Source organism: Exiguobacterium sp. KJ 601, from assembly GCF_027161185.1.
Lineage (GTDB): Bacteria > Bacillota > Bacilli > Exiguobacteriales > Exiguobacteriaceae > Exiguobacterium > Exiguobacterium profundum.
Map to the genome: position 1 here is coordinate 201,393 of NZ_JADHZG010000001.1, position 26,657 is coordinate 228,049.

The 26,657-nt window shown below is 48.1% G+C and carries 26 protein-coding genes; 24 read left to right on the top strand and 2 right to left on the bottom strand.

Translation table 11 applies throughout. The annotated features are described in order from the left end of the window. Window positions 1-79: 79 nt before the first annotated feature. From IRJ25_RS01130 to IRJ25_RS01165, 8 genes are all read left to right on the top strand, one after another. Entirely contained in the window at window positions 80-1,783 is a 1,704-nt protein-coding gene (locus tag IRJ25_RS01130) for a glycoside hydrolase family 13 protein (RefSeq protein ID WP_159563002.1), read from the top strand. 118 nt (window positions 1,784-1,901) lie between these two features. Further along, window positions 1,902-2,564: a Type 1 glutamine amidotransferase-like domain-containing protein gene (locus IRJ25_RS01135; protein ID WP_214730222.1), complete on the top strand. Its 663-nt coding sequence runs from the start codon at window positions 1,902-1,904 to the stop codon at window positions 2,562-2,564. A gap of 34 nt (window positions 2,565-2,598) precedes the next feature. Continuing rightward, window positions 2,599-3,159 (top strand): GNAT family N-acetyltransferase, encoded by a 561-nt coding sequence (locus IRJ25_RS01140; RefSeq protein ID WP_269317588.1) that lies wholly within the window; start codon window positions 2,599-2,601, stop codon window positions 3,157-3,159. 51 nt (window positions 3,160-3,210) lie between these two features. Then, entirely contained in the window at window positions 3,211-3,627 is a 417-nt protein-coding gene (locus IRJ25_RS01145) for a DUF1934 domain-containing protein (RefSeq protein ID WP_269317589.1), read from the top strand. Further along, complete coding sequence (locus IRJ25_RS01150; RefSeq protein ID WP_214685432.1) at window positions 3,627-4,055, top strand: hypothetical protein; 429 nt, start codon at window positions 3,627-3,629, stop codon at window positions 4,053-4,055. Before IRJ25_RS01145 ends, IRJ25_RS01150 begins: the two co-directional genes overlap by 1 nt. Before the next feature lie 167 nt (window positions 4,056-4,222). Next, a complete protein-coding gene (locus tag IRJ25_RS01155; protein ID WP_214685434.1) occupies window positions 4,223-4,741 on the top strand; it encodes a GNAT family N-acetyltransferase in 519 nt (172 codons plus the stop codon). 7 nt (window positions 4,742-4,748) lie between these two features. Further along, on the top strand, window positions 4,749-5,465 hold the full coding sequence (locus IRJ25_RS01160; RefSeq protein ID WP_214815432.1) for a hypothetical protein: 717 nt from the start codon (window positions 4,749-4,751) through the stop codon (window positions 5,463-5,465). Window positions 5,466-5,557: 92 nt separating this feature from the next. After that, a complete protein-coding gene (locus tag IRJ25_RS01165) occupies window positions 5,558-7,684 on the top strand; it encodes a (Fe-S)-binding protein (protein WP_159562996.1) in 2,127 nt (708 codons plus the stop codon). A gap of 38 nt (window positions 7,685-7,722) precedes the next feature. On the opposite strand, the gene IRJ25_RS01170 is transcribed toward IRJ25_RS01165, so the two are convergent. Continuing rightward, a complete protein-coding gene (locus tag IRJ25_RS01170) occupies window positions 7,723-9,021 on the bottom strand; it encodes a globin-coupled sensor protein (protein WP_196431283.1) in 1,299 nt (432 codons plus the stop codon). Window positions 9,022-9,191: 170 nt separating this feature from the next. Between IRJ25_RS01170 and IRJ25_RS01175 the strand changes: the two genes are divergently transcribed. The 6 genes from IRJ25_RS01175 to IRJ25_RS01200 all read left to right on the top strand — a co-directional run bounded on the left by IRJ25_RS01175 (window position 9,192) and on the right by IRJ25_RS01200 (window position 15,928). After that, on the top strand, window positions 9,192-10,517 hold the full coding sequence (locus IRJ25_RS01175) for a hypothetical protein (RefSeq protein ID WP_196431282.1): 1,326 nt from the start codon (window positions 9,192-9,194) through the stop codon (window positions 10,515-10,517). An 80-nt stretch (window positions 10,518-10,597) separates the two neighbouring features. Further along, window positions 10,598-11,077 (top strand): DNA-directed RNA polymerase subunit delta, encoded by a 480-nt coding sequence (gene rpoE, locus IRJ25_RS01180; protein ID WP_074035668.1) that lies wholly within the window; start codon window positions 10,598-10,600, stop codon window positions 11,075-11,077. A gap of 249 nt (window positions 11,078-11,326) precedes the next feature. After that, entirely contained in the window at window positions 11,327-12,922 is a 1,596-nt protein-coding gene (locus IRJ25_RS01185; RefSeq protein WP_074035670.1) for a CTP synthase, read from the top strand. A 137-nt stretch (window positions 12,923-13,059) separates the two neighbouring features. Then, window positions 13,060-13,902, top strand: coding sequence for a TVP38/TMEM64 family protein (locus tag IRJ25_RS01190; protein ID WP_214783701.1), 843 nt, complete (start codon window positions 13,060-13,062; stop codon window positions 13,900-13,902). A gap of 31 nt (window positions 13,903-13,933) precedes the next feature. After that, a complete protein-coding gene (locus tag IRJ25_RS01195; RefSeq protein ID WP_214783699.1) occupies window positions 13,934-14,482 on the top strand; it encodes a GNAT family N-acetyltransferase in 549 nt (182 codons plus the stop codon). Window positions 14,483-14,596: 114 nt separating this feature from the next. After that, on the top strand, window positions 14,597-15,928 hold the full coding sequence (locus IRJ25_RS01200; protein WP_214779836.1) for a polysaccharide deacetylase family protein: 1,332 nt from the start codon (window positions 14,597-14,599) through the stop codon (window positions 15,926-15,928). 38 nt (window positions 15,929-15,966) lie between these two features. On the opposite strand, the gene IRJ25_RS01205 is transcribed toward IRJ25_RS01200, so the two are convergent. Further along, the gene (locus tag IRJ25_RS01205) at window positions 15,967-17,082 is read right to left on the bottom strand and encodes an NADH-dependent flavin oxidoreductase (RefSeq protein ID WP_269317590.1); all 1,116 of its coding nucleotides are present in this window, start codon (window positions 17,080-17,082) and stop codon (window positions 15,967-15,969) included. Window positions 17,083-17,344: 262 nt separating this feature from the next. Between IRJ25_RS01205 and IRJ25_RS01210 the strand changes: the two genes are divergently transcribed. From IRJ25_RS01210 to IRJ25_RS01255, 10 genes are all read left to right on the top strand, one after another. Further along, the gene (locus IRJ25_RS01210) at window positions 17,345-19,003 is read left to right on the top strand and encodes a glycerol-3-phosphate dehydrogenase/oxidase (protein WP_269317591.1); all 1,659 of its coding nucleotides are present in this window, start codon (window positions 17,345-17,347) and stop codon (window positions 19,001-19,003) included. 124 nt (window positions 19,004-19,127) lie between these two features. Beyond that, a complete protein-coding gene (locus IRJ25_RS01215; protein WP_214783691.1) occupies window positions 19,128-19,487 on the top strand; it encodes a YxeA family protein in 360 nt (119 codons plus the stop codon). A gap of 91 nt (window positions 19,488-19,578) precedes the next feature. Beyond that, the gene (locus tag IRJ25_RS01220; protein ID WP_214783689.1) at window positions 19,579-19,938 is read left to right on the top strand and encodes a response regulator; all 360 of its coding nucleotides are present in this window, start codon (window positions 19,579-19,581) and stop codon (window positions 19,936-19,938) included. A 161-nt stretch (window positions 19,939-20,099) separates the two neighbouring features. After that, window positions 20,100-20,954: a class II fructose-1,6-bisphosphate aldolase gene (gene fba, locus IRJ25_RS01225; protein WP_159562989.1), complete on the top strand. Its 855-nt coding sequence runs from the start codon at window positions 20,100-20,102 to the stop codon at window positions 20,952-20,954. A 95-nt stretch (window positions 20,955-21,049) separates the two neighbouring features. Continuing rightward, window positions 21,050-21,880, top strand: coding sequence for a hypothetical protein (locus IRJ25_RS01230; protein WP_214783686.1), 831 nt, complete (start codon window positions 21,050-21,052; stop codon window positions 21,878-21,880). 74 nt (window positions 21,881-21,954) lie between these two features. After that, window positions 21,955-22,605 (top strand): fructose-6-phosphate aldolase, encoded by a 651-nt coding sequence (gene fsa, locus IRJ25_RS01235; RefSeq protein ID WP_078147677.1) that lies wholly within the window; start codon window positions 21,955-21,957, stop codon window positions 22,603-22,605. A 27-nt stretch (window positions 22,606-22,632) separates the two neighbouring features. Beyond that, window positions 22,633-23,889, top strand: a complete 1,257-nt coding sequence (gene murA / locus IRJ25_RS01240; RefSeq protein ID WP_074035691.1) for a UDP-N-acetylglucosamine 1-carboxyvinyltransferase — start codon at window positions 22,633-22,635, stop codon at window positions 23,887-23,889. Between the two features lie 14 nt (window positions 23,890-23,903). Beyond that, window positions 23,904-24,875 carry a class II fructose-bisphosphatase gene (gene glpX, locus IRJ25_RS01245; protein ID WP_031422214.1) on the top strand — a complete coding sequence of 324 codons (972 nt, stop codon included), beginning with the start codon at window positions 23,904-23,906 and terminating at the stop codon, window positions 24,873-24,875. A gap of 87 nt (window positions 24,876-24,962) precedes the next feature. Further along, window positions 24,963-25,889, top strand: coding sequence for an ATP-binding cassette domain-containing protein (locus tag IRJ25_RS01250; protein ID WP_214783679.1), 927 nt, complete (start codon window positions 24,963-24,965; stop codon window positions 25,887-25,889). After that, on the top strand, window positions 25,879-26,649 hold the full coding sequence (locus IRJ25_RS01255; protein ID WP_159562986.1) for an ABC transporter permease: 771 nt from the start codon (window positions 25,879-25,881) through the stop codon (window positions 26,647-26,649). Before IRJ25_RS01250 ends, IRJ25_RS01255 begins: the two co-directional genes overlap by 11 nt. Window positions 26,650-26,657: the final 8 nt, after the last annotated feature.

Genomic DNA, 26,657 nt, shown 5'->3' on the forward strand with positions numbered 1-26,657 from the left:
TGATATAAAGTTCACAGCACGAATAAGATAAGTATAAATGATGAGCAGTGAGTTTTGGGATAAGGAGTATCTAGATCACATGCAACTTTTACAACGAGAACAACAAACACAAACGCTTAAACGCAACTGGTGGAAAGAAGCCGTCGCCTATCAAATTTATCCTCGTAGCTTTTATGACGCGAATGGGGACGGAATTGGAGACATTCAAGGAATCATTGATAAGCTCGACTATTTGAAAGACCTCGGTATTGATGTTATCTGGATTTGCCCGATGTATAAATCGCCAAACGATGATAACGGTTATGACATTAGTGACTATCAAGATATCATGGACGAGTTCGGTACGATGGAAGACTTCGACCGCTTATTGGACGAAGTGCATCAGCGCGGTATGAAGCTGTTGCTCGACCTCGTCGTCAACCATACGTCGGATGAGCACCCTTGGTTCATTGAATCGAAGAGCTCAAAAGACAATCCGAAGCGCGACTGGTATATCTGGCGCGACGGAAAACCGGACGGGTCGAAGCCGAATAACTGGGAATCGATCTTTGGTGGCTCGGCTTGGGAATTCGATGAAACGACGGAGCAATACTACTTGCATGTCTTCTCGAAGAAACAGCCGGACCTCAATTGGGAAAATCCTGAGATGCGTACAGCGGTATACGATATGATCAACTGGTGGCTCGAAAAAGGGATCGACGGATTCCGTGTCGATGCAATCAGCCATATTCGCAAGAACCCGACGTTCGCCGACTTGCCAAACCCGAACGACCTCGACTTTGTACCGTCGTTCGAGATGCACATGAATGTGGACGGAATTCACGACTATTTAGAAGAGCTTCGTGACGAGACGTTCAATAAACATGACATCATGACGGTCGGTGAAGCGAACGGCGTCTCACCTGACGATGCCCATCTATGGGTCGGTGAAAAGGAAGGGAAGATGAACATGGTCTTCCAATTCGAACACATGGACCTTTGGAGTGAAGATGCCGATTCGAAACTCGATGTCGTTCACTTGAAGAACGTGTTGACGAAATGGCAAAAAGGACTTGAGGCCGATGGATGGAACGCCCTTTACGTCGAAAACCATGACCAGACGCGTACGGTCTCGAAATGGGGAGACGATGAGCGTTACTGGAAAGAAAGCGCGAAGTCGATTGCGATGATGTACTTCCTCATGCAAGGGACGCCGTTTATCTATCAAGGTCAAGAGATCGGGATGACGAACGTCAAATTCGATTCGATCGATCAATATGATGACATCGCGACACGCAACCGCTACTATATCGGTGTCGAGCAAGGGAAGAGTCATGACGAGATGATGCGCATCACGTGGAACTCGTCACGCGACAACACGCGTACACCGATGCAGTGGAGTGATGCCCCGAACGCCGGATTCACGTTCGCAGAGCAGCCATGGGTCGGCATCAACCCGAACTATACGGATATCAACGTCGAATCACAGCTTGAAGATGAGGACTCAATCTTTAACTTTTATAAAGAAATGATTCAACTTCGTAAAGATAATGAGACGTTTGTTTACGGGGCGTATGATGTCGTCTTGCCGGAACACCCGGAAGTCTATGCGTATACGCGTACGCTCGGTGACACGCAGTACCTCGTCGTCACGAACTTGACGGCGAAAGAGACGATGTTTGATATGGATCAGACACTTCGTGCGCAAGATGTCGTCTTGAGCAACATGCCGGTTGAAGGCGATGCGGAATCATCGCTCCTTCACTTGAAACCGTTCGAAGGTCGCGTGTATAAAATTAGCTAATGTTTCAGAACTTCAAGGTCGTGGACGAAAATTCGTCTACGGCCTTTTTTGTTGGAAAAAGGGGATAACGGCGACTCATGCGAACTCCTTATAGGGAGATGAGAAGGAGGAAACGTAAATGAAACTGTTATTAACGTCAGCAGGTATTAAGAACGAAAGCATCAAACGAGCACTTCTCGAGTTATTAGACAAGCCGATTGAAGAGTGTAATGCACTCTGTATCCCAACAGCCATTTATGCGTTGAACGGGGGAACGAAACACGCATGGAACTTTTTCAACGGAGATTTCTCGACGCCGATGTGTGAGTTGGGCTGGAAGTCGGTTGGGGTGCTCGAACTGAGCGCACTCCCGAGTATCGATGAGTCGGTGTGGAGACCGGCGTTTGATAAGGCAGACGTATTATTGGTGAATGGGGGCGATCCGCTCTTTCTCTACCATTGGATGAAACAGTCCGAGGTAGCCTCGCTGCTCCCGTCCTGGAAAGGTGTCTACGTCGGATTGAGTGCGGGGAGTATGGTGATGACGCCACGAATCGGCGAGGAGTTTGTCGGATGGCGCGCATCCGATGAGCAGAGCGATGAGACGTTAGGGTTTGTCGACTTCTCGATCTTTCCACATCTCGACCATGACATGTTACCGGGGAACACGTCACGTCATGCAGCAGATTGGGCGGAAGCGCTACAGGCACCGGCCTATGCGATTGACGACGAGACGGCGATTCGCGTGAAGGATGGGAAGGTCGATGTGATTTCGGAAGGGAATTGGAAGAAGTTTTTCTGACTGTATAAAAGCAATAGGAAGGGGACCTGAGAGATTGAACCGATTTACTCATCAACGAAAAACGAATCGAATCATCGTACGACCGTTAGAGAAACAAGATTATGACGCGTGGTTAAGTGGATTTACAAATCGTCGTATTTCGCAACACGTGTACGATCCCGGGAAATTAGACATGAGCGACTGTACGTCCGTTTGGTTCGGTCAGCTAGTCGACACACACCAATTACTCGCACATGAAGACCGTGCGCATGTCTTTGGGATTTTCCGGCTTGAAGATGGGATACATCTCGGCATGGTGGATTTCTCGACATTGGCGCGAGATGGATTTCATTGGGGTCGGGTCGGGTATACCATCCATAACCAACATTGGCAAAACGGATATGGCACAGAGGCGGTCGATTTAGCGATGCGCATCGCCTTTGACGACTTAAATTTTCAACGGATCGAGGCACACATCAATCTCGACAATGAGGCATCCGTTCGTCTCGTAGAGCGTGTCGGCATGTCGTACGAGTGCACGAGAGAGGGATTTATTTTTGAGAATGATGAGTGGGTAGACCATCTCGTCTATGTGAAAACGAAGCACCGTCGATAGAACGACTCCTACCACATATGGTACGATGAGTTGACGGAAAGGGGGATGAGCATGGCGATTGAACCACTTCGCGTGCGTGTCCAGCAAACAACACGGATGAGTGACATGCCAGAGTCAATCGAGCTCTCGGCAGACGGTTTATACTATCCATTGAAGACTGGCTTTATTTTAATGTTTGACCAACAACAAGAGGACGGGGCGGTCCCGACGACAATCAAGTACACGCCGGAACGATTGGCGCTGATTTGTAAGGGACCGATTGAGATGAACCACTCCTTCATCGAAGGTCGCTTCACGCAAAGCTTATATAAGAATGCCTATATGTCGATGACGATGGCGACGACGACATCGCGCCTCGATGTCTCGGAAGAATCATGTATGTTCGTATATGAGTTGTCCATGAATGAAGAAGATGTTGGCATATATGAAGTACATGTCACGTGGACATTTGAAGGAGGAGAAGACTGATGAACTTTACAGAACGCGTAAACAAGATTGAAGAGATGTTGAACGAAGACTGGTTCGAGATGCTCGAAACGAATGAAGAAGAGTATGAAGAGTGGCGCGGTCGCCTTGAAGACCATGCTGAGCAAGTCATCATGCATTATGACCAAGAAAACGGAGTCGATGTCGATTCAATCGATAAATTGCTTCAACTGAACGATGAGTTCCCGCTCCTTTACGGGGAAGACACCGTTCGCCTGTACATCGCACTTATTGAGGCGCGGTCAGAAGACAAAGCGGTCTACGATCGGTACGTCGATTATTTGGCAGCCATCAGTGATGCATCGCATGAACAGTTTTTACATTTCCATACGCTCGTCGAAGCAGGTCGGTTGGAAGAAGCGAGACAACTCGCGCCACATATGCCACAACGGCTCGGACTCGAAGAGTAAGCATGTCAAAAGTGTCATCTGAACAGGATGGCACTTTTTTTCATGCCTGAAAGGGGACACACTTCGACGAGAACGTCCATTTTATTTCGAAGGTATCTTCTCTAAGATGAAGGAACAAGGAAATCAAACAGAGAACGCGAATGGAAATGGTTAAAGGGGGAAATGTGATGTTAAGACTAATCAAAACATCTGTCGAACAAAAAGAACAGATTCTCGCATTTTTACAAGAATGGTACGAACGTGATGAGCGAATCGTCCCGACTTCAGTGGACCGTGAAACGACCGACTTCGAGGCATATGTCAACACGTTACGTCAGAAAGAGTTACGTGAACATATAGAGAAAGGTTGGGTCCCGAGCACAACGTATTGGCTCACGGACGGGGAGGAGCTTCTTGGCGCGACGAACATTCGTCATGAGCTGAACGAATCGCTCTTGAAGATTGGCGGGCATGTCGGGTATGGGGTGAAACCGAGCGCACGCGGGCGTGGACTCGCCACAATCCAACTGCAACTTGCGCTTGAGAAAGTGAAAGAACTTGGAATCGAGCGGGCACTCATCACGTGTAACCGGACAAATATCGCTTCCCGTCAAGTCATTTTAAACAATGGTGGCATCGCGGACACACCGTATACGGAAGAAGACGGGACAATCGTCGAGCGGTTTTGGATTGACTTGAAAGGGTGAGGACGAGATGGCGAACTGGATCATCATCTATTTGGCGCTGATTAACTTCTTCGGCATCTATTTGTTCCGGGAAGAGACCGTTCCTTCGAAAAAATGGTTCTCTTTCTCGAGCGGCATCGCCATCACGTACTTCTTCATGTATCTTTTGCCGTCCCTGAACAAACGCCAGGACACGCTTCGTGTCGATTGGTTGAATTTGGCGTTACCTTCAGAAATCTACATCGTCAGTCTCATCGGTTTCACGTTGTTTTACGGCACCATGCGGTTCGTTCGTACCCCTCACTTTCAAGATGAGGCGGTCGACCGGGCCGTTTCGTATTGGTTACAGGTGACACTCCTCACGGCCTATATGACCTTCTCGGCGTACGTGGTGACAGCCGACTCGGTGACGTTCGTTGCGAGAAGTTTCTATGCGACAGCGCTCGGTGTCCACTTTTTAGCGCTCGGGCATGACTTAAATCGTCATTATGGTGAACGTTACATGCGACAAGGACGCTATTTGTTGAGTGGTGGGATTTTACTTGGTGGGTTCTTTTCACGCTCGATTGACTTGGCGGCGCACGTCGAAGCGCTCTGTTTTGCCTTCGTGGCCGGGGCAATGATTCTCAATATCGTGAAGTTTGAACTGCCATCCGACCGAAATTTGCACTTCCGCACGTTCGTATTGGCCGTGTGCAGCTATGGGGGATTATTGCTCATATTGAAACATCTTCTAAACTTCTGATGAGAACTTCACAAAAATGAATGACTGTTCATTCATCATTTGATATACTGAATTCAAGATTGAATCCGTTTTCAAAAGGGGGAGTTTTGGGGATGTCTACATTTTTAATCGTCAACTGGATTCTATTCTTGCTCGTCCTCGGCTATGGTGTATATTTATTTGCTACGCTAGTTCATCAGCGTTATACGTTCATCAAGCTCGGGAAGAAGGCAGAATGGAGCCAAACGAACAAAGAACGACTCGAACAGGTCATGATCAACGTGTTCGGTCAAAAGAAATTGTTGAAAGATAAGAAGAGTGGCGCAATTCACGTCATGATGTTTTATGGCTTCATCCTCGTCCAATTCGGGGCGATTGATTTTATTTGGAAAGGACTAGCGGTGGGAACACGTTTCCCGCATATCCCGCTCGGTCCGCTTTATCCAATCTTTACGTTCATGCAAGAAATCGTCATGCTCATGATTCTCGTTGCGGTCGTTTGGGGATTCTACCGTCGTTATGTCGAGAAACTCGTGCGCTTGAAACGAAACTTTTTAGCAGGTCTTGCCCTCATCTTCATCGGCGGGTTGATGGTTTCCGTATTGTTCGGGAACGGGTTTTACCTCGTCTATAAAGAAGAGCTTCCAATGTGGGGCGAACCGGTCGCGACGCTCATCGGCTCAGCGTTTGCTTGGGTACCGGGCTCTGTCGCTTTCGCCTTATTCGTCGTCTTTTGGTGGATGCACCTTTTATTCTTGCTCAGCTTCATGGTCTACATCCCACAAGGAAAACACGCACACTTGATTGCCGGAACGCTCAACGTATGGCTCGGTCGCACGCACAAAGTCGGTCGCTTGGCACCTGTTGATTTTTCAGCGATGGAAGAAGCGGAAGAGTCGGATGAAGAGATTGTCTTCGGGGTCAACAAGATTGAAGACTTCAACCAGAAGCAGCTCGTCGACTTGTATGCCTGTGTCGAGTGCGGGCGTTGTACGAATGTTTGTCCGGCAACAGGAACTGGGAAGATGTTGTCGCCGATGGACTTAATCGTCAAACTTCGTGACCATATGAATATGAAAGGCGCGGCGGTCACGAGAAAATCACCGTGGGCACCTGCCCTCATGTTCCAAAACACGCAAGGTGCTGAAATCGCAGCAGCTGCGCAAGACGGTCATATGCTCGTCGCAGACGAGTTGATCGGCAACGTCATCACGGAAGAAGAAATTTGGGCTTGTACGACTTGCCGTAACTGTGAAGACCAGTGTCCGGTCATGAACGAACACGTCGATAAAATCATTGACCTTCGTCGTTACCTCGTCATGATGGAAGGGAAGATGGACCCTGAGGCACAGCGTACGGTCGCCAATATCGAGCGTCAAGGAAACCCGTGGGGAATGAACCGGAAAGAACGCGAGAACTGGCGTAAGGATACAGAGCTCGTCATCCCGACGGCGAAAGAGAAGAAAAAAGCAGGCGAGGAATTCGAGTATCTCTTCTGGGTCGGCGCGATGGGGTCTTACGATAGCCGTAGCCAAAAAGTCGCGCAGAGCTTTGCGAGCGTCTTGAACAAGGCGGGCGTCTCATTCGCCATTCTCGGAAATGAAGAGAAAAACTCAGGGGATACACCACGTCGAATCGGAAACGAGTTGCTGTTCCAAGAACTCGCCGAAGCGAACATTAAACTATTTGAGAAGTATGGGGTGACGAAAATCGTCACGGTCGACCCGCACGCGTACAATACGTTCAAAAATGAGTATCCGGACTTCGGTTTGACTGATGTGAAGGTGTATCATCATACGGAGTTGCTCGCGGAGTTACTTGACACAGGTCGGATTCAGCCAGACCTTCACGTGAACGAACGTGTCGTCTATCACGACTCTTGTTACCTTGGTCGTTATAACGGCATTTACGATGCACCACGATTCGTCCTAGAACGCATACCGGGTGTCGAACTCGTCGAAGCGACACGTAACCGTGAAAACGGTATGTGTTGTGGAGCCGGTGGTGGTCTCATGTGGCAGGAAGAAAAAGTCGGGACACGTGTCAACGTGGCTCGGACAGAACAGTTGCTTGAGACGAAACCGACTGTTATCGGTTCGGCATGTCCGTACTGTTTGACGATGTTATCTGATGGAACAAAAGCGAAGGAAGTCGATGAGACCGTCGGCACGTTCGATGTCGTCGAATTGCTCGATCGCTCGCTGAAGGCCATCGAGATACCAGAACCAGTTGTCCAATAATACATGAAGGCACGGTCCGCGGACCGTGCCTTGTTTGTTTACTGCATCTCAGAGGTGGATAGAAGGGAAGAGGTCAAGTGAGATAACCCTTGCGTCGTCTCGTTGATCGATGAAATGGTCTCGACCATCTGTCCGAGATCTTGTTTGTTTCGTTCGAAAGAAAGAACGTATTGGCCCATTTCTTCTTGAACGGTCGAAAAACCAGCTTTGACGGTGCTTAGTTGGCGCATCGCTTCATCGTTCGTCCGATGCATTTGCCCCATTTGCTCGAGGAGGGCCGCGATGTTCGTCTCATTTTCATGAATGAGCGCGTTGATTTGACTGCTCAGTTGTTTTGCGTTCTCCGCAAGTGTGCGTACCTCGGTGGCGACGACGGCGAACCCTTTTCCGTGTTCTCCTGCGCGAGCCGCTTCAATCGAAGCGTTTAAGGCGAGTAAGTTCGTTTGGTTAGCAATTTGTTCGATGCTCTTGGTCATGCTGACAATATCCTGTGAACCTTCTTTTAGGGCGGTAATTCGATCGAGCGAAGTATCGACGTAGGTGGCCGACTGTTTGAACTCTACTTCCATCTGTTCGATTTGATTTCCGTTCGTGTGCGTCAACTTCATCAAATGACGACTCATTTTTTCCGTTTGCTCCGTTTCCGCAAGGACTTGGTGAGCACGATTGCTCGTTTCAGACATGGCGTGTCCGGTTTGTTCCATCGTAGTCGCCACTTCTGTGCTGACACGTGTCACGTCACTCAACAGGGACGCACGAGCTTGATTCGCAGACTCGATTTCATCGAGGCGGGCGTTGACGTATTGTTCGGTGACGATTTGTGCGTCTAAATTCATCGCGTGTGACAACGCTAAGAGGGACTCACTTAAGAGGGCAGGATCGTGTTGATACGTTTCAACCACTTTTGGGATGAGCAACGTATTAAATGCCGAGTACGTCGCCAAGAACCAGACGACAGGCACGGCGAAGTGGTGGTGCGTCTGTCCCATTCGTTTCCGCATTGCCAAGAATTTATCATCGATGTTCCCTGTTAGTAGGCTGCGGAAATAATCGGCGAATACCTTTTTTAATCGTTCTCTTGTGGATGATGCGTTCGCAATCTGTACCATTTCCGGTTGCAGCATTAAGTGGTCGAGTACGTTTTCAAGTACATCGTCAAGTACTGACTCGACGAGTGGAGCCATACCTTGCAGTCGTTTTACTTGAGAGGTCGTGTATCCCATGTAGTGAGTGCGACCATTCAAGCTTGAGTCGGCTGGTTTAGCGATTGTCTGGATTTCAGGAAAGCCGGTAGTGGCGACGAAGTGATTGGATGTTGTTTTACGAAAAAGTGCCATATATTTTTCTCCTTCTCTTTCATATCTAAAATGTCATTCTTTTCTATATCGGCAAAAGAGTGAAGAAACTGAGAAGTAAATGTGTTATGAAAGAGGTTCGCAGACGAATGGATCTGGGAAAGGATGATTGAGGAACAGAATATTCAATCTCAATGTAAGGAGTGTGTCCCATGAAAAACATGGTTGTCCTATTGACGATTGTCAGTGCTCTCAGTAGTCAAATTCTTCCGCAGATCTTATTTTTATCTATTATGGCAGTCGAAGAAGGTGTCGGGCGTCTCATTCCATTCTTGATTTTTTATGTAGCCAGTATGTCCGGTCTATTATTGTGGGTTTATGTCATTGGACGCCGTGGTTCTAAAGATACTTTTTTAATCGCCTTGGTCGTACTCGTTGTCGGTCTCGTTTGTTTCGTTCTCCCGTTTGAGCGTGCGATTGAATGGAGCGCCTTTTTAGTCGGGGTTGGATCAATTGGAGTCGGGTCGATTATGACGACGATTTTATCGCAATTAAACGAACTGAAACCAGCTGCTGATCCAGATTCAAAAGAAGATAAAGGGAGCTCCTGGCCGTTGGTTCTGATGTTAGTCGGTTGGATTGCGATATTCTCTTATGCATTGACACAGTCATACAATCTGGCCATCGCTCTCTTTTTGGTCAGTTTGATTCTACCATGGCTTTTTGTTCGGAAATTACCGCTTCAAAAATCGGCGACTTGGCAGTTTGAAACTCGTTCTTTTCTCCGTGCCTTCATCGCGGTCACCGTTTTTACATTGATTAGTCGTCTGCTCAGTCTTTTAGAAGGGGCGCGTGGCTATATCGAAGTATTTGGCTTAATGATTATTTTGCTCGTTTATGTTGGATGGTTATTGTACCAAAAGCGCGTCCGAGACTTTATTGGAGCGAGTCGCACCCGTCAGGTTCAATTGCTGTCGTTTGTGATTGGATTGTTCGGTGGTTGGACGTTAATTGGTGCCGTCTTTGTCAGTCTTGCCTTGTACTCGTTTCAAGTTCTCATTTTTTATGTATTTGTCCCATTTTTAGTAGGCGTCATCGGCTGGATTTTATTTAGTCGTATATTTGATTTCGCACGTCACCCATACCTCGTGTTACTCGTGTCCTCCCTCATCTTTTTCCTAGGATTTATCGAGCCACTTGCGTTCATCCCTGTCTTATTTGTCAGTGGGTATACGCAGACGATGTACTCGAGTGTAAGCCATACGTATCTGTTTGATCAATATGGGGAAAATAAGGAGTTTGCTTCCTTGCTCTTGCAGCTGTGGAAGCGGTTTGGGATGGTCGTTGCATACTCCTTCTTAATGATTGGATTGTTAGGGTACGGTTTGTACGTTGGGCAGACGGTCAACGAGGAATTATCGTTTCAAATTCCAAAAGCATGGATGTTCGGTGTTCTAGGACTTACGTGGATTTTCAATATTGGATTGATCAGCCTGTACTGGTTCCGAGTTCGTCCGAGTAGAATACATGAATCATAATTTTCCCTAGCTTTTTCATATCGCTTTTGTTTATAATGAGGAGTGATGTTTAACTAGTGACGGAAAAGGAGTGTCCTTTAATGAATAAATCGTTGATTGATTTCGTTTATGAACTTCTCCAAGAAACTGGCGAACAGCCTGTTTCTTTTGATGAGATTCGCGAAAAAATCAAGCAAAACTATACGTTTGCGAGTGAAGAGGAAGAGCTCGAAAAAATCGCACAACTTTACACCGATTTGAACATCGACGGGTTGTTCGTCAACTTAGGAGCAAACCGTTGGGCGCTTCGTGTTTGGTACCCATTCGATAAGTCGGATGAGGATCTCGTCATCGAAGCACGTCAACGTGGTGAACTTGACGAATTCGAAGAAGAGTTCGAAGAAGCAGACGAAGGCATCGTCGATATCGAGGATGACTTGGATGTATTCGCAAAAGTTGAAGACTATGATTCATCTGAATTTGATGATGAGGACGAAGAAGAAAAAGTAGAAGGCCTTGACGATTTCAAGGACGATGACTTGGACGACGACCTCGATATCGAAGACGAGGATGATTTATAAGAGACCGCAAAAAAGCCGGGCATCGCGCCCGGCTAGGCGTGTCTCTTTTTCTTTTTTAGTCGTGTTCATCGACTTGAAAAAAAAGAAAAAATAATATCTTGACGACTGCATCGTCTCTGGCGTAAATTAGTCATGGGCTAGTTTAGCACGTAACGATGCAGCAAAAGTGTCCTCCATTTTCGGGGGCACTTTTGCTTTTTTTGTTTTTTCGTTTCCCGATGGTTGGTATTCAAGAGAGGAGAAAGAAACATGACAAAGTACATTTTCGTAACAGGCGGGGTAGTATCTTCGCTCGGTAAAGGGATCACGGCAGCTTCGCTCGCGCGTCTACTCAAAAATCGAGGACTCAACGTCACGATTCAGAAGTTTGACCCATACATCAACATTGACCCAGGTACGATGAGCCCGTATCAACACGGAGAAGTATTCGTCACAGATGATGGCGCTGAGACTGACCTTGACCTCGGACACTATGAGCGCTTTATCGACATCAACTTGTCGCAAAACGCGAACGTCACATCAGGGCGCATTTATTCAACTGTCTTGAAGAAAGAGCGTCGTGGAGACTATAACGGTGGGACGGTTCAGGTCATTCCGCATATCACGAACGAAATCAAAGACCGTGTCTTCCGTGCAGGACGCGAGACGAACGCCGATGTCGTCATCACAGAGATTGGTGGAACAGTCGGGGATATCGAGTCCCTTCCGTTCATCGAAGCGATTCGCCAAGTGAAGAATGACATTGGGAAAGAGAACGTCATGTATGTCCACTGTACACTCGTCCCTTACCTTCGTGCCGCAGGTGAGATGAAGACAAAACCGACACAACACAGTGTCAAAGAGCTTCGCAGCTACGGAATTCAACCGGATATCATTGTCCTTCGTACGGAGCATGACATCCCAGAAGACATGCGTGAAAAAATCGCCCTCTTCTGTGATACACGCAAAGAAGCGGTCATCGAGGCGCAAGACGCATCGACACTTTATGAAGTACCACTCAACCTTCAAAAACAAGGAATGGACCAACTCGTCAACGACTACTTCGGTTTCAATTCACCGGCTGCTGACATGACGGCTTGGAAAGAACTCGTCCACACGGTCACACACCTTGAGAAGAAAGTGAAAATCGCACTCGTCGGGAAATATGTCGAATTGCGTGATGCGTATATCTCGGTCGCGGAAGCACTCAAACATGCGGGTTATGCGTTCAACGCGGATATCGACATCGACTGGGTCAACGCAGAAGACGTGACGGCTGAAAACGTCTCAGACATCCTCGGCGATGCGGACGGAATCCTCGTTCCAGGTGGATTCGGTGAGCGTGGAATCGAAGGGAAGATTGAAGCGACACGTTTTGCTCGTGAAAACAACGTCCCATTCTTCGGAATCTGTCTCGGGATGCAACTTGCGACGGTCGAGTTTGCCCGTAACGTCTTGAAGTTGGACGGCGCACATACTGCAGAAATCGATCCGTCGACACCGTATCCGATCATCGACCTTCTTCCAGAGCAAAAAGATATCGAGGATCTTGGGGGCACACTTCGTCTTGGACTTTATCCATGTAAACTCGAAAAAGGGACGAAAGCGCATGCGGCATACGATCAAGAACTCGTATACGAGCGTCATCGTCACCGTTATGAGTTCAACAACGAATACCGTGAAGCGTTTGAAGCAGAAGGCTTCAAGTTCTCAGGTACGAGCCCAGACGGTCGTCTCGTAGAAATCATTGAGATTCCAGAACACAAATGGTTCGTGGCATCACAGTTCCACCCAGAATTGATTTCGCGTCCAGAACGTCCACAACGTCTATTCCATGACTTCATCCAAGCATCACTTGGAGAATAAGTGATTGAAAGCCACGGTCCATTGCGGACCGTGGTTTTTCTACGTCAAAAGCATGAGAGGGAAAGCGCCTTCGGCAGGATACATCCCTATCACTTTGTGGGTACACTAGAAGTAGAACGGGGAGAGGGTGAGGGCACATGAAAGAACGACATTCGATTTATCTTGGATATGGATTAGGGCTTGTCGCGCTCAGTCTGTTGCCGTTCGTCGTCTTGCCTTCCCTTTTATTGCCGTATCAACTTGGCTGGACAGGTGTTGTTTTACTCGCCCTCTCGGTCGGGTTACTTCGGGCGATTCGGGACGGCTCGAACGTCATCCTAAAGCAGATGTGGAAGATCACGTTCTCTCTCTTCTTGATTTTCGTTCTCGTCTATTATGTTTCATTCGGACTCATCCTTTATGACACATACGGATTGGATCGTTTACTAGAACAATATGAACGACAGGCGGTCTGGGTGTTTGCAGCATTTAGCTTTTTACAACCTATTGCGTTACCCGTTCCGGAAGCGGTCAGCGTGCCGATTGGGAGTGTCGCGCTCGGACCGTTTCGTGCCGCTTTGGTCGGAAGCGTTGCGACGACACTTGGAATCTTTGTCATGTATGGACTGGCCCGATTTGGTCGAGGGCGCATGATTCGTTGGGTCGATGAAGAAAAACTGAAGACGTACGATCGCTATGTCGATCGATACGGTCTTGGTGTCTTGCTCGCCTTATTTATCATTCCGATTTTACCTGACGAGGTCATCTGTCTCGCTGCGGGGTTTAGTCGTGTACCGTTTCTGCGCTTTGCGGGTATCGCGTTCGGGGCAAAACTCGTCACGTCGTTCGGACTTGCTTATTCTGTCTCGATTGGACAATTGTTTATGACCGATTCGAGTCCAATCGCGATCGCTTCTGTCATGGCAAGTGTGATTGTCTTGATTCTTGCGTTCATTTGGCGCAAACGAAAAAAAGGAGATTCGAACGGGACACAAGAATAAGGTAAGGACGATTTATAGAGAGGAAGACAACATGCGACAAGATCAAGAAGTGGTCATTCGACCGATTGAAGAACAGGATCTATCACGACTCTGGGAATTGATTTATCGAGATGCGGTACCGGAATGGAAACAGTGGGACGCGCCTTACTTCGAACACAAGTCAATGTCTTACGAAGAGTTTCAGCAAATCGAGCAGTCGCTCATTCAAAAAAAAGACATGTGGGTCATTGAGGTCGATGGAACCGTATATGGGACCGTTTCTTACTATTTCGAAGATGCCGGACGAGAATGGCTCGAGATGGGCATCATCTTGCATCAGTCCGACCGCTGGAATCGTGGTGTCGGGACGCGTGCCCTTCGCTTATGGACCGAGCATCTATTTGAGACGCTACCCGTTGTCCGTGTCGGCTTGACGACGTGGTCCGGGAATGAACGGATGATGCGGGTCGCTGAAAAAGTAGGGATGCAACTCGAAGGTCGAATCCGTCAAGTGCGTGTCGTGAACGAGAAGCGCTATGATTCGATTCGGATGGGTATATTACGGGAAGAATGGATGAAAACAGGTACGACGTCTATTTAAAGACGACGTACCTGTTTTGTATGATTTTGTATATATTTGTCGCCATATTGACGATTTCATTCGTGAAGAGTTTGATACAATCGAATCGATTGAATGAAATAGGAGAGAATAAGAATGAGACGACACATGTTAGTTATTATGACGTTATTGATTGGGATGGGTACATGGTATTACATCGCGGGAGCCGCCCCAACGATTAAAGAAGTTCCGACACCATCCTTTACCGGACAATACCCCGGGTTACATTTAACGGTAGAGAGTGAACAAGCGAAAAGATATACGACATCAATCTCAGTTCCGAGAACGGATTATGAAATGCTAAACGAGGAGCTGGATGCATTCATTTTAGAAAAGAAAGAAGCATTTCAACACAACCTCACCCCTAGTCACGGTCAAACGGGTCACTTAAATATTCAGACCGATACATATCAAACGAATGAGGGAGAATATACGCTAGTCGTTCATACTTATGCATTCACTGGTGGTGCGAATGGTCAAACCACTGTCGACGTATTTCGGATGAACCTTTCGGACGGAACGTTCATTGAATGGGATGATGTCTTACGTGATGACCAACATGCATTAGAATGGTTCAAGCATAGCGTCATCACACAATTACAACATCGAGAATACGTGTTTGAGAATCAGTTACGTGAAGCGATTAAACATCCTAAATCGACGAAGTGGATACTGACGTCCTCTGGTCTAGATGTCATATTTGACGAGTATGAAGTGGCAGCGGGAGCGGCAGGTGTGGTAGAAGTTCATATTCCAATGAAGGAAGTTGAGCCGTTTTTGTTATCCAAATTAGATACGCCCACTACACAAGAAGAAGATTCTCCAATCATGAACCCCTCAAATAAGCCGCTTGAACCTAATGGGAAGTATGTTGCACTGACGTTCGATGATGGACCCCATCCGATTGTGACACCTCACATTCTTGAGACACTTGAGAAATACCAAGCGCGTGCTACGTTCTTTATGTTAGGGAGTCAGATGGAATTCTATCCTGATGTAGCGAGACAAGTAGCGTTGTCAGGTCATGAGCTAGCAAATCATACTGAACATCACCCGGATTTGACACAATTGTCTGAGAAGGGAGTCAAAGAGGAACTCGAACAGGTTGATGAACGAATTGAGAGGCTTACGGGACAACGCCCATCATTGGTTCGTCCACCATATGGGGCTAAAAATGAAATGATTGAGCAGATCATTCAGACAAAGGAGCAGACCCTTGCACTATGGACGGTCGATTCTCTTGATTGGAGTCACCGTAATGCCGATCAAATGTATCGCTTGATTATGGACAATGTCCATCCAAGTGCTGTTGTCTTGATGCATGATATTCATGAGTCCACAGCTGAAGGGTTGCCGAAAGTTCTCGATGCGCTGAAACGTGAAGGGTACACGTTTGTGACGATGAGTGAGCTCTTGACGTTGAAATAGTAAATGAACCCGCCGTGATAAACGGCAGGTTCATTTTTTTATTTCACTTCTTGATCTTTAATTGGGAACCAACCGGCACGTGTCGTGATGGCGTTCCATAGCGGAGCTGGGACAGCGAGTTCGGCTTGTTTGTTCAAGTCGAGTTCTGTCTCGATCTCTTCTTCGCGGTCCGATTCCACTTTTTCCAGCCATTGTGGATCGATGATCAGTTCGCGACCGAGTGCGGCAAAATCGACGACGTCGAGTGCGTCTTCCACTTGGGCCGGACGTTGGAGTTGCCCGACTCCGATGAGTGGGATGGCACCATTGATTCGATTGGCGATGCGGTCTATCGAACGCTCCGTGACATTCTCGTCACGCATGGAAGCTGTATTAAAGTTCCAGAGAGAAGCGTGAATATAATCGACGCCCTCTTCTAAAATCATATCGAGTAACACATCCGTGTCGTCGAGTGTGATTCCTGGCTCTTCGATTTCTTCCGGTGAGAAACGATAGCCGACTAAGAAGTCTTCTGCATCTGCAGCTGCTTCTTTCACACGACGAATGACTTCGCGTGGGAACGTCAAACGTCCATGAACATCACCGCCGAAGCGATCTTCACGGCGATTTGAGTGCGGTGAGAAGAATTGTTGAATCAAGTAGGTGTTCGCTCCGTGAATCTCGACGCCATCAAACCCGGCTTCGATGGCCCGACGCGTCGCTTCACCGAACGCCTCGATAATGGCTTCGACCTCTGATGTCTCGAGGGCACGTGGTGTGACGGCGCCTTCTCGGACAGGCGCGACAGCACTTGCACTGACAGGTTGTTCGTTCGGGATGAGTTCAGGTGGTGACATCCGTCCAGCGTGGAAAATTTGAAGGATGGCTTTTGCACCTTCCGCTTTTAAACTTTCCGCCAATTGACGGAGACCCGGGATGAATTTGTCGTCATTGACCCCGAATGCGTTCGGGAAACCTTTCCCGTCTTCTGTCACGTACGCGCATGCTGTAATCGCAAGCCCGACGTTTTGCGCCCGTTTCCGATAGTAGGCGAGCTCATGCTCGGATACTTCGCCCGTTGGTTCTGATGAGTAATGTGTCATCGGAGCCAAGACGAGTCGGTTCGGTACTTCGACGCCATTTTTGAATTGAAAAGGTTGTAACATACGTTTCATCTGAAATCCTCCTTCAACATGATACCTTGAAGTCTAAGCTTCTCGACTCAAAAATGCGAGTCGGATGCTTGTGAATGAACACATTACAGATTGCGCAAGCGTAAGAGATGATTGAACTGAAAAGAATAGGGTATAATACAGGAGAAAAGTTGATATTCGGTTCGAGACAATAGAGAGACCACAACAGAAGGGGGGAAGCCTTGTTTTTGTTGTGGTCTCTTTTTCTATTCATTGAACCGTACTTACTATAGGAGGGAATAAGATGGAAATCAGAAATTTCTCAGCAAAAGAACGAGCGAAACGATACGAACAACTGACAAGCGAACGTCATGACGTTCTTGTTGTCGGTGGAGGGATAACCGGAGCAGGGATTGCGCTCGATACGTCGTCACGTGGGATGAAGACAGCGGTTCTCGAAATGCAAGACTTTGCGGCCGGGACGTCAAGCCGTTCGACGAAACTTGTTCACGGGGGACTCCGCTATTTGAAACAATTTGAAGTGGCGCTCGTCGCAGAAGTCGGGAAAGAGCGTGCCATCGTGTATGAGAACGGTCCACATGTCACGACACCGGAACAGATGCTATTACCGATGCACAAGGGAGGCACGTTTGGTCCTTTCTCAACTTCAATCGGACTCATGGTGTATGACTTCCTCGCAGGCGTCAAACGGGCAGAACGTCGCATGATGCTCAAACCGAATGAAGTCATCAAAAAAGCACCGCTCGTCAAAAAAGATGACTTAGTCGGTGGTGGATACTATGTCGAGTATCGGACGGATGATGCACGATTGACAATCGAAGTGGCGAAAGAGGCCGCGAATCACGGCGCGCTTCTTATGAACTATGCCAAAGTGACCGGGCTGATTTACGATAACGGCAAAGTGGCGGGGGTACACGTCGAAGACCAAATCGATGGGTCGACATATGACGTCTATGCGAAAAAAATCATCAATGCGACTGGTCCATGGGTCGATGAGTTACGAGAAGAAGACAACTCGAAAAAAGGCAAACAGCTTCGTTTGACGAAGGGAATTCACCTTGTCATCGATCAATCGAAATTCCCACTCAAACAGGCAATTTATTTCGACACACCAGACGGGCGCATGGTCTTTGCCATTCCACGCGGAAACAAAGCGTACGTCGGAACGACGGATACGTTCTTTGATAAAAACAAAGCGCATCCACGCATGACGACAGAGGACCGCGATTATATTTTGGATGCAATCCATTATATGTTCCCAGACGTTCATGTCACGGCAGATGATGTGGAATCAAGCTGGGCGGGTATTCGTCCATTGATTTATGAGGAAGGAAAAGACCCTTCTGAAATTTCACGTAAGGACGAAATTTGGCAGTCAGACAGCGGCTTGATCACGATTGCCGGCGGTAAATTGACAGGGTATCGGAAGATGTCAGAAACGGTCGTCGACCTTGTCGCGAAATTATTAAAAGAAGAAGAGGGTGTCGTCTACTTGGCAAGCCGGACGAAGCATATGCCGATGTCAGGTGGTCACGTCGGCGGATCGAAAGGGTTCAAAGACTTCCTCGAGAAGAAAACGAAAGAACTTCAAAATCACGGTCTCGACGCGGGGCACGCGGAAGAACTCGTCCGTCTATACGGATCGAATATCGATCGCGTCATCGAGCGGATGGACTCGAACGCGTATGACTTGCCAGAGGTCGTCTATGCACAATTGATTTATGGCATTGAAGAAGAAGCGGTCGTACGCGCCATCGACTTCTTGATTCGTCGGACCGGAGCGATGTTCTTTGATATCGATTTCGTCCGTCAACACAAAGAAGGTGTCCTTCGTTGCATGGCCGACGTCTTCAAATGGTCGGATGAGCGTTTGAAAGAAGAGCGTGAAGAAGTGGAGAAGGAGATTGAAATCGCAGTTGTGCCTGTGACTGTCGAATCGTAATGCACTGCATTGCAGGAAAGGTTCATTCTAAATAGGATGAACCTTTTTTGTGTCATGGTTTCATCGATTCGGAATAACGGTATACCTCATAAGTAGTGATTCTTAGATTGAGGGAGAATTTTTTATGAAACGAAACCTCGTTGCCATCCTATTGATTGGCATTCTATTAGTAGTAGGGTGGCGTTATGTCGATCCTAATCGATTGTTAGCCGATGTCTATTATGTCAAAGTCCCAAGTGCAGAAGTGGCGACACAAACCTCGGGTGGTTATCGCTATGATCTCATCGGGTACGACGAGGATGGGAAAAAACGTCCTCTGTCTATTGCCACCACGGGGTTGTTACCGGAAGGAAACTATCTGCGAGTATTTGTGAAAGAAGAAGATGCGGAAGTGACCGACTACGAGCAGGTGAATGTGCTAGACGTACCTGAACAGTTGAAGGAAGAACAGGAAGAAGAGAATTCCGGGCCATCGTTCCCTTGATTTCAAAAGATAGACGTCGCGAAAAAGAGATGAGTTTGGTAAGGTTAAATTGTTTGAATATGGTAAATGATGAATGAAAGAAGGGACATGCATGTCACGGATGTTAATAGCAGATGACCAGGACGGAATTCGTACGATGCTCGCGCAAGTGTTCACGAACATGGGTGTAGACGTGGACACGGCGCAAGACGGCATCAGCGCCTGGGAATTTTTAGAGCGGGAGCAATATGATTTGGTATTGCTCGATATGAATATGCCTCGTATGTTTGGACATGAAGTATTACGTCGCATGCGCGAAAAACCGTTAGACACACCCGTCATGATTATGACGGCATTTGGGGAAGAAACGGTGATTGAAGAAGTGCGTCGTCTTGGGATCACGGCACAATTTGAGAAGCCGTTTGATATTTATGGGATGATTGGAAAAGTGAAAGAAGTCTTGAAAATTTGACGTTTCGTCACCAAGATGACATATGTAAACGCTTGCGCTAAGCCATTTCTATGCCCGAATAGCATAGGCACATGTTTTACGGTGTGTTATAATGGGAACGAATTGCACGGGGGAACTTTTCCCAAACGTGTATAATAGCGAACAGACAGGAGGATGTCATTATGCCATTAGTATCAATGACAGAAATGCTTAACAAAGCATTCGAAGGCAAGTATGCAGTCGGCCAATTCAACATCAACAACCTCGAGTGGACGCAAGCGATTCTTCGCGCTGCGGAAGACGAGAAATCACCAGTAATCCTCGGTGTATCAGAAGGTGCAGCGAAGTACATGGGTGGCTTCACGACAGTTGTCAAAATGGTTGAAGGTCTTATGCACGACTACAACATCACTGTTCCAGTTGCAATCCACCTTGACCACGGTTCTTCATTCGATAAGTGTAAAGCAGCGATCGACGCTGGTTTCACGTCAGTCATGATTGACGGTTCACACCACCCAATCGATGAAAACATCGAAATGACGAAACAAGTTGTTGAGTACGCTCACGCTAAAGGTGCTTCTGTTGAGGCAGAAGTCGGTACAGTTGGCGGCGAAGAAGACGGCGTTGTTGGTGGCGTACAATACGCTGACCTCGATGAGTGTGTACGTGTTGTAAAAGAAGCGAAAGTGGATGCACTTGCTGCAGCACTCGGTTCTGTACACGGTGAATACCAAGGCGAGCCAAAACTTGGATTCAAAGAGATGGAAGAAATCGCGGAAGCGACTAAAACACCACTCGTTCTTCACGGCGGATCAGGAATTCCTGAGCACCAAATCAAAAAAGCAATCGAGCTCGGCCACAGCAAAATCAACGTCAACACTGAGTGCCAACAAGAATGGACTCGTGCAGTACGTGAGAAAGTTGCTGCTGATGCAAAAGTATATGACCCACGTAAAATTATCGGACCTGGTATCGAAGCGATTTATAACGTCGTTACTGGCAAGATGCGTGAGTTTGGTTCAAGCAACCAAGCTTAATCCTGTCCTGAAAGGCTGACTCTTTTGTAGAGTCAGCCTTTTTTTGATGATTTAGGGAACGTATACATATATGGTGAAAAAAAGGGGGAGTCTTTGTGATTTATAACGAACGACCGACAGAATTGTTTTGGCGAATCTTTTATGTATATGGAGCAGTCGTGTTGATTGGTCTTTCTTTAGCATTAGCCGCCGCCCCACTCGTTTTAATTTATTATTATCCGGTACCTTGGCTTATTCCATTGTTAGTCTTAGTCGCCATCGGTGGGTTTGGGGTGTATTGGTTTACGAACACGTTCCGTCGTTTATTTTGGAAAGAACGGAATCACTCTAGATACGAAATGACCGCAACGAGCATCGAGGGTGTGACGTATCGGCATGAACCGGGCGAGTCGGTCGAGCAATCATTTCCAATCTCAGCGATTCGACAAATCGTCTTCTTCCCGGCGATTGTCCGAAAGACACAGCCGTCTCCGACGGTTCGGATTGGTCGTCCTACGGTAGAGTACACTCCGATGCTATCGATTATGACAAAAGATGATGACATGGAAATCTTGTTCGATCAACGTGATCTGGTTGCCTTTGATCAATGGATAAAATCTTTCCATGAGCAGGGAATTCCGCTATTTTACACACCAAAAGAATTGTATTGGATTGGTGCGAATATCTCGACACGACGTGAGCGATTTGAACGGTTGAGTCGTCCGGAAGAAATCGTTCCATTTGTCTACACCGGCGACCTTGTGGCAGATGAGCAGACGGCAGCAACGAATTGGATTGAAACCCACGGATTGGAACGTTTGAAAGAAGGACCACACCAAGCATACTATGTGAAGCAAAGTAAAATTATGAAATGGTCATTTTTCGGGACGCTCGCTGGGATAGGCCTTGTCGTAGGATCGATGCTTGCAATCGCATCGTTGACGTAAAGGGTATAGCAATTCGACATGACTTTCCTCATAATAGAGATTGTAAGCGATCACAAATTAAGGAGGAGACACATATGCGTTTTTTCATTGACACAGCAAATGTGGAAGACATTAAAAAAGCTCATCAAATGGGCGTCATTGGAGGCGTGACGACGAATCCATCGCTCGTCGCCAAAGAAGGTGTCGATTTCCATACAAGACTTCGTGAAATCTGTGAGATCGTCGGGGATCTCTCGGTCAGCGCCGAAGTTATTGCACTCGATGCGTCGGGTATGGTGGAAGAAGGAAAGGAACTTGCCGCCATCGCGCCGAATATTACGGTAAAGGTACCGATGACACCAGCGGGGATGCAAGCGGTAAAACAGTTCAAGGAGCTTGGAATCAAGACAAACGTCACGCTCATCTTTAACGCTAACCAAGCGTTACTTGCGGCACGTGCCGGGGCATCATACGTTTCTCCATTCATCGGACGCTTGGATGACATCGGACAAGATGGGCTTGATTTAGTTGAGACCATTGCGAACATCTTCGCAATCCATGGCATCGAGACAGAAATTATCGCAGCATCTGTGCGTCATCCGGTTCACGTGACAAAAGCTGCACTCCTTGGGGCTGACATTGCCACAGTCCCTTACAAAGTTATCGAACAAATGATGAAACATCCGCTCACAGACAAAGGCATTGAGCAGTTTTTAGCGGATTGGAACAACGCTCAATCCAAATAAGTCCGTCGTAGAAAGGTTTTGATCAGCGTGGAAATTCTCCATATCGTTGGGCAGCAAAAACTAGAAGGAACCGTCGAGATTAGCGGAGCGAAACAGAGCGCTCTCCCTTGCCTTGTGGCTGCACTTCTCACGGAAGAGTCGGTGACGATTGAAAACGTTCCGATGATTGAAGATGTGGAAGTGATGGTCAATTTGTTAAAAGAGTTAGGGGTTCGGGTAGAGCGGGATGGCGAACGAATGACGATTCATTCGAATGAAGCAGTCGCAATGCCTCTCCTCGGTTCTGAGACGCGCAAAGTCCGTGCCGCTGTCTATTTACTCGGGGTCTTCGCGGCTCGCTTTGGAAAAGGGGCGGTTGGGTTACCTGGAGGATATGCGATTGGTCCACGGCCGATTGACTTACATTTGAAAGCGTTGGAACGTCTCGGCATTCATGTTGAGAATGAATCAGGTCTCTATCATGTCCGGGTCGATGAACTTGTTGGGAATCGAATTTACTTGGACTTGCGGTCGTTTGGGGCAACCGTGAGTGCAATGCTTGCGGCTGTTCTAGCGACAGGGACGACGGTCATCGAAAACGCGGCTTGCGATCCGGAAGTCGTCGATGTGGCGACCATGCTCACATCGATGGGTGCACATGTGAGTGGGGCCGGAACGGATGAGATTCGAATTAAAGGGGTGGAACGCCTCCATGGTTGTACGCACACACTCATTCCAGATCGTCTCGAAGCCGGAACGTTCATGATGTTCGGTGCAGTGTCCGGTCGTGTGACCGTCCAACCGGTCATTCCGACACATCTCGAAGGGGTCATTCAAAAACTGTTGGATTTCGGAGCGGACGTCGAGGTCGGTGAGGAGTCAATTACCGTGACGGCGAACCAATTCATGCCAACAGATATTCGGGTGTTCCATTACTCGGGGTATCCGAGCGACTTGCAACCGGTGATGACGGCAGCCTTATTAAAAGCTGACGGAACGAGTGTTGTCACCGATAAATTGTATGCGCAACGATTCCGCCACATCGCCGAGATGCGACGGATGAATGCGCAAATTACACTGGAGGATGCATCGGCTGTGATTCGTGGCGGCAATAAGCTGGCGAACGCAGAGATGGAATGCACCGATGCACGGAGTGCTGCGGCCCTGGTACTGTCAGCGCTCCAAGCTTCTGGTGAATCGACGCTACTACATGCGGAACGACTGAATGATTCGTATGTCGACTTTGTCGGCAAATTAAAACAACTCGGTGCGCTCGTTTGGGTGGAGGAACAAACCGAGGTATAAAGGGGAGATTTCGGGTGGAACGAAGTTTATCGATGGAACTGGTTCGGGTGACAGAAGCGGCGGCACTTGCTTCAGCCCGTTGGATGGGACGAGGATTGAAAGTCGAAGCGGATGATGCGGCAACGACGGCCATGCGCGACGTATTTGACACGATTCCGATGAAAGGGATTGTCGTCATCGGTGAAGGGGAGATGGATGAGGCCCCGATGCTATACATCGGAGAAAAAGTCGGAAATGGCTACGGTTCTCGTCTCGATGTCGCAGTCGATCCGTTAGAAGGGACAAACATCGTAGCGACCGGAACGTGGGGAGCACTTGCGGTTCTCGCGGTCGCGGATGCAGGCGATCTCCTTCATGCTCCAGACATGTACATGGATAAAATTGCCGTCGGACCGGAAGCGGCAGGTCTCGTCAGTCTCGACAACTCGATTGAAGAGAACATTGAAATCGTGGCGAAAGCGAAGAAGAAAAACGTGGAAGATGTCGTCGTCACGATTTTACATCGGGACCGTCACGAAGAAACCATTCAACGTGTCCGCGCGACCGGTGCGCGAATCAAATTGATTCCGGACGGGGACGTCGCCGCGGCCATCAACACCGCTTTCCCGAAAACGGGTGTCGATTTGTTGCTCGGTTCAGGCGGGGCGCCAGAAGGTGTCATCGCTGCAGTCGCAATGAAGTGTTTAGGTGGAGACTTCCAAGGGCGTTTGCTCCCGGAAGATGAAGCGCAGAAACAACGTTGCCATGACATGGGAATCGAAGATACGGATCGAATCCTCCTCCTCAATGATTTGGTGAAAGGTGAAGATTGTATCTTTGCGGCGACCGGCGTCACAGATGGTGAGCTGTTACGTGGAGTCCAATTCACGTCACAAGGCGGACAGACCCATTCGGTCGTCATGCGTGCCAAGTCCGGTACCGTTCGTTTCGTCGAAGGGAACCACTCACTTAAGAAAAAACCAAAAATGGTCATGAAACCAGAATAATCAGAAGTCGTGGATGTGAAAACGTCCACGACTTTTTTGTGGTGAAAGCGTCAGAAAACGGGAATGGATAGTCAGGAGGTGGGTGTGATGATTCAGGTTGAAGGACTCGTCAAAACATTCAAGGATGTTCCAGCTGTCGATGACGTGTCATTTTTCGTGAAAGAAGGAGAAATCTTTGCGTTTTTAGGTCCGAACGGTGCGGGTAAATCGACGACGGTGCAAATGTTGACGACACTCGTGAGACCGACATCTGGAGTGGCACGAGTCAATGGATTCGATGTCGTTAAACAAGAAAAAGATGTCCGATTATCGATTGGAGTTGCCTTACAAGAAACAGGAATCGATAAAGTGTTGACGGGACGAGAGCTCCTTGTCTTACAAGGGCGTTTGTTTAAGATGTCGAATGAAGAGGCGCAACGTCGAGCCGATGAGTTACTCGAAGTCGTTTCACTGACGGATGCGGCCGATCGCCGGAGTGGTACCTATTCCGGTGGGATGCGACGACGTCTCGACTTGGCTCTCACACTCGTCCATCGTCCGACGGTCTTGTTTTTAGACGAACCGACGACCGGACTCGATCCGGCGAGCCGAATCGAAATTTGGAATGAAGTACGCCGATTGAACGAGGAATTCGGGACGACGATTTTTTTAACGACCCAATACTTAGAGGAGGCAGATGAGTTGGCTGACCGGATTGCAATCATCAATCACGGGAAGATTGTGAGTGAAGGAACGGCCGAGGAATTGAAACAGCTCGTCGGTGGAGAGACGATTTCGATGGACTTCGCTACAGAATCTGAAGCGACCCTTGCCGCGACGCGATTTCATACGTCTTCGAATGGCACACATGTATCGTTTGAGTTACGTGACATGACGTTGACTGAGATTGTTCGTTCCTTGGATGAACAAGGGTTGCAGCCTGAACGATTGACTGTCAAGCAACCATCGCTCGATGATGTATTCTTGAAAGTGACAGGCGAATCGTATGAAGGAGGCGAGATCCGTGTGGACTGAGACATGGCTATTCACGAAACGGAGTTTGCTGACGACTATTCGAAATCCGTTTTCATTCATCCCGAACTTGATCATTTCTGTATTCTTTTTACTTGTGTATACGAGTGGCTTGTCGAGCGTGGCCTCGTTGCCTCAGTTCGAAGGGAGCGACTATTTGAATTTCATCTTACCCGTATCCATTGTTTCAGGTGCAGTCGGGGGAGCGGGAGGCACGGGTCAGGCGCTTGTCCGAGATATTGAGAGTGGCTATTTCGCACGCCTCTTGTTGACACCGGCGACCCGTACGGCGATTGTGCTCGGACCGATGATTGCGGGGATGTTGCAATTACTCGTCCAAACGCTACTTATTTTTGCTGTCGCGTTTCTCCTCGGTCTCACGATTCCTGTCGGTGCCGCTGGATTCTTTTTCACGGTATTACTCGCAATCGGATTTGGACTTGGTTTCGCAGGATATTCAGTGGGCGTCGCCTTGAAAACACGAAATGCACAAGCGGCACAGGCAGGGACGTTGTTGTTCTTTCCTTTAATTTTCCTGTCGACAACGTTCGTTCCGAAAGAATTGATTGAAGCCGAATGGTTGAAAGTGGCGGCGACGTTCAATCCAACAACGTATATTTTCGAAGGGATGCGAGCGGTTCTGACGCAACCGGAGATTGACTGGGGTGCTTTATCTGCAGGGCTCGCAGTCGCGGGTACGATGAGTGTACTCATGATCGTCTTTGCGGCAACGAACGCGAGAGGGGCATTGAAGCAAAAATAAAAACGACT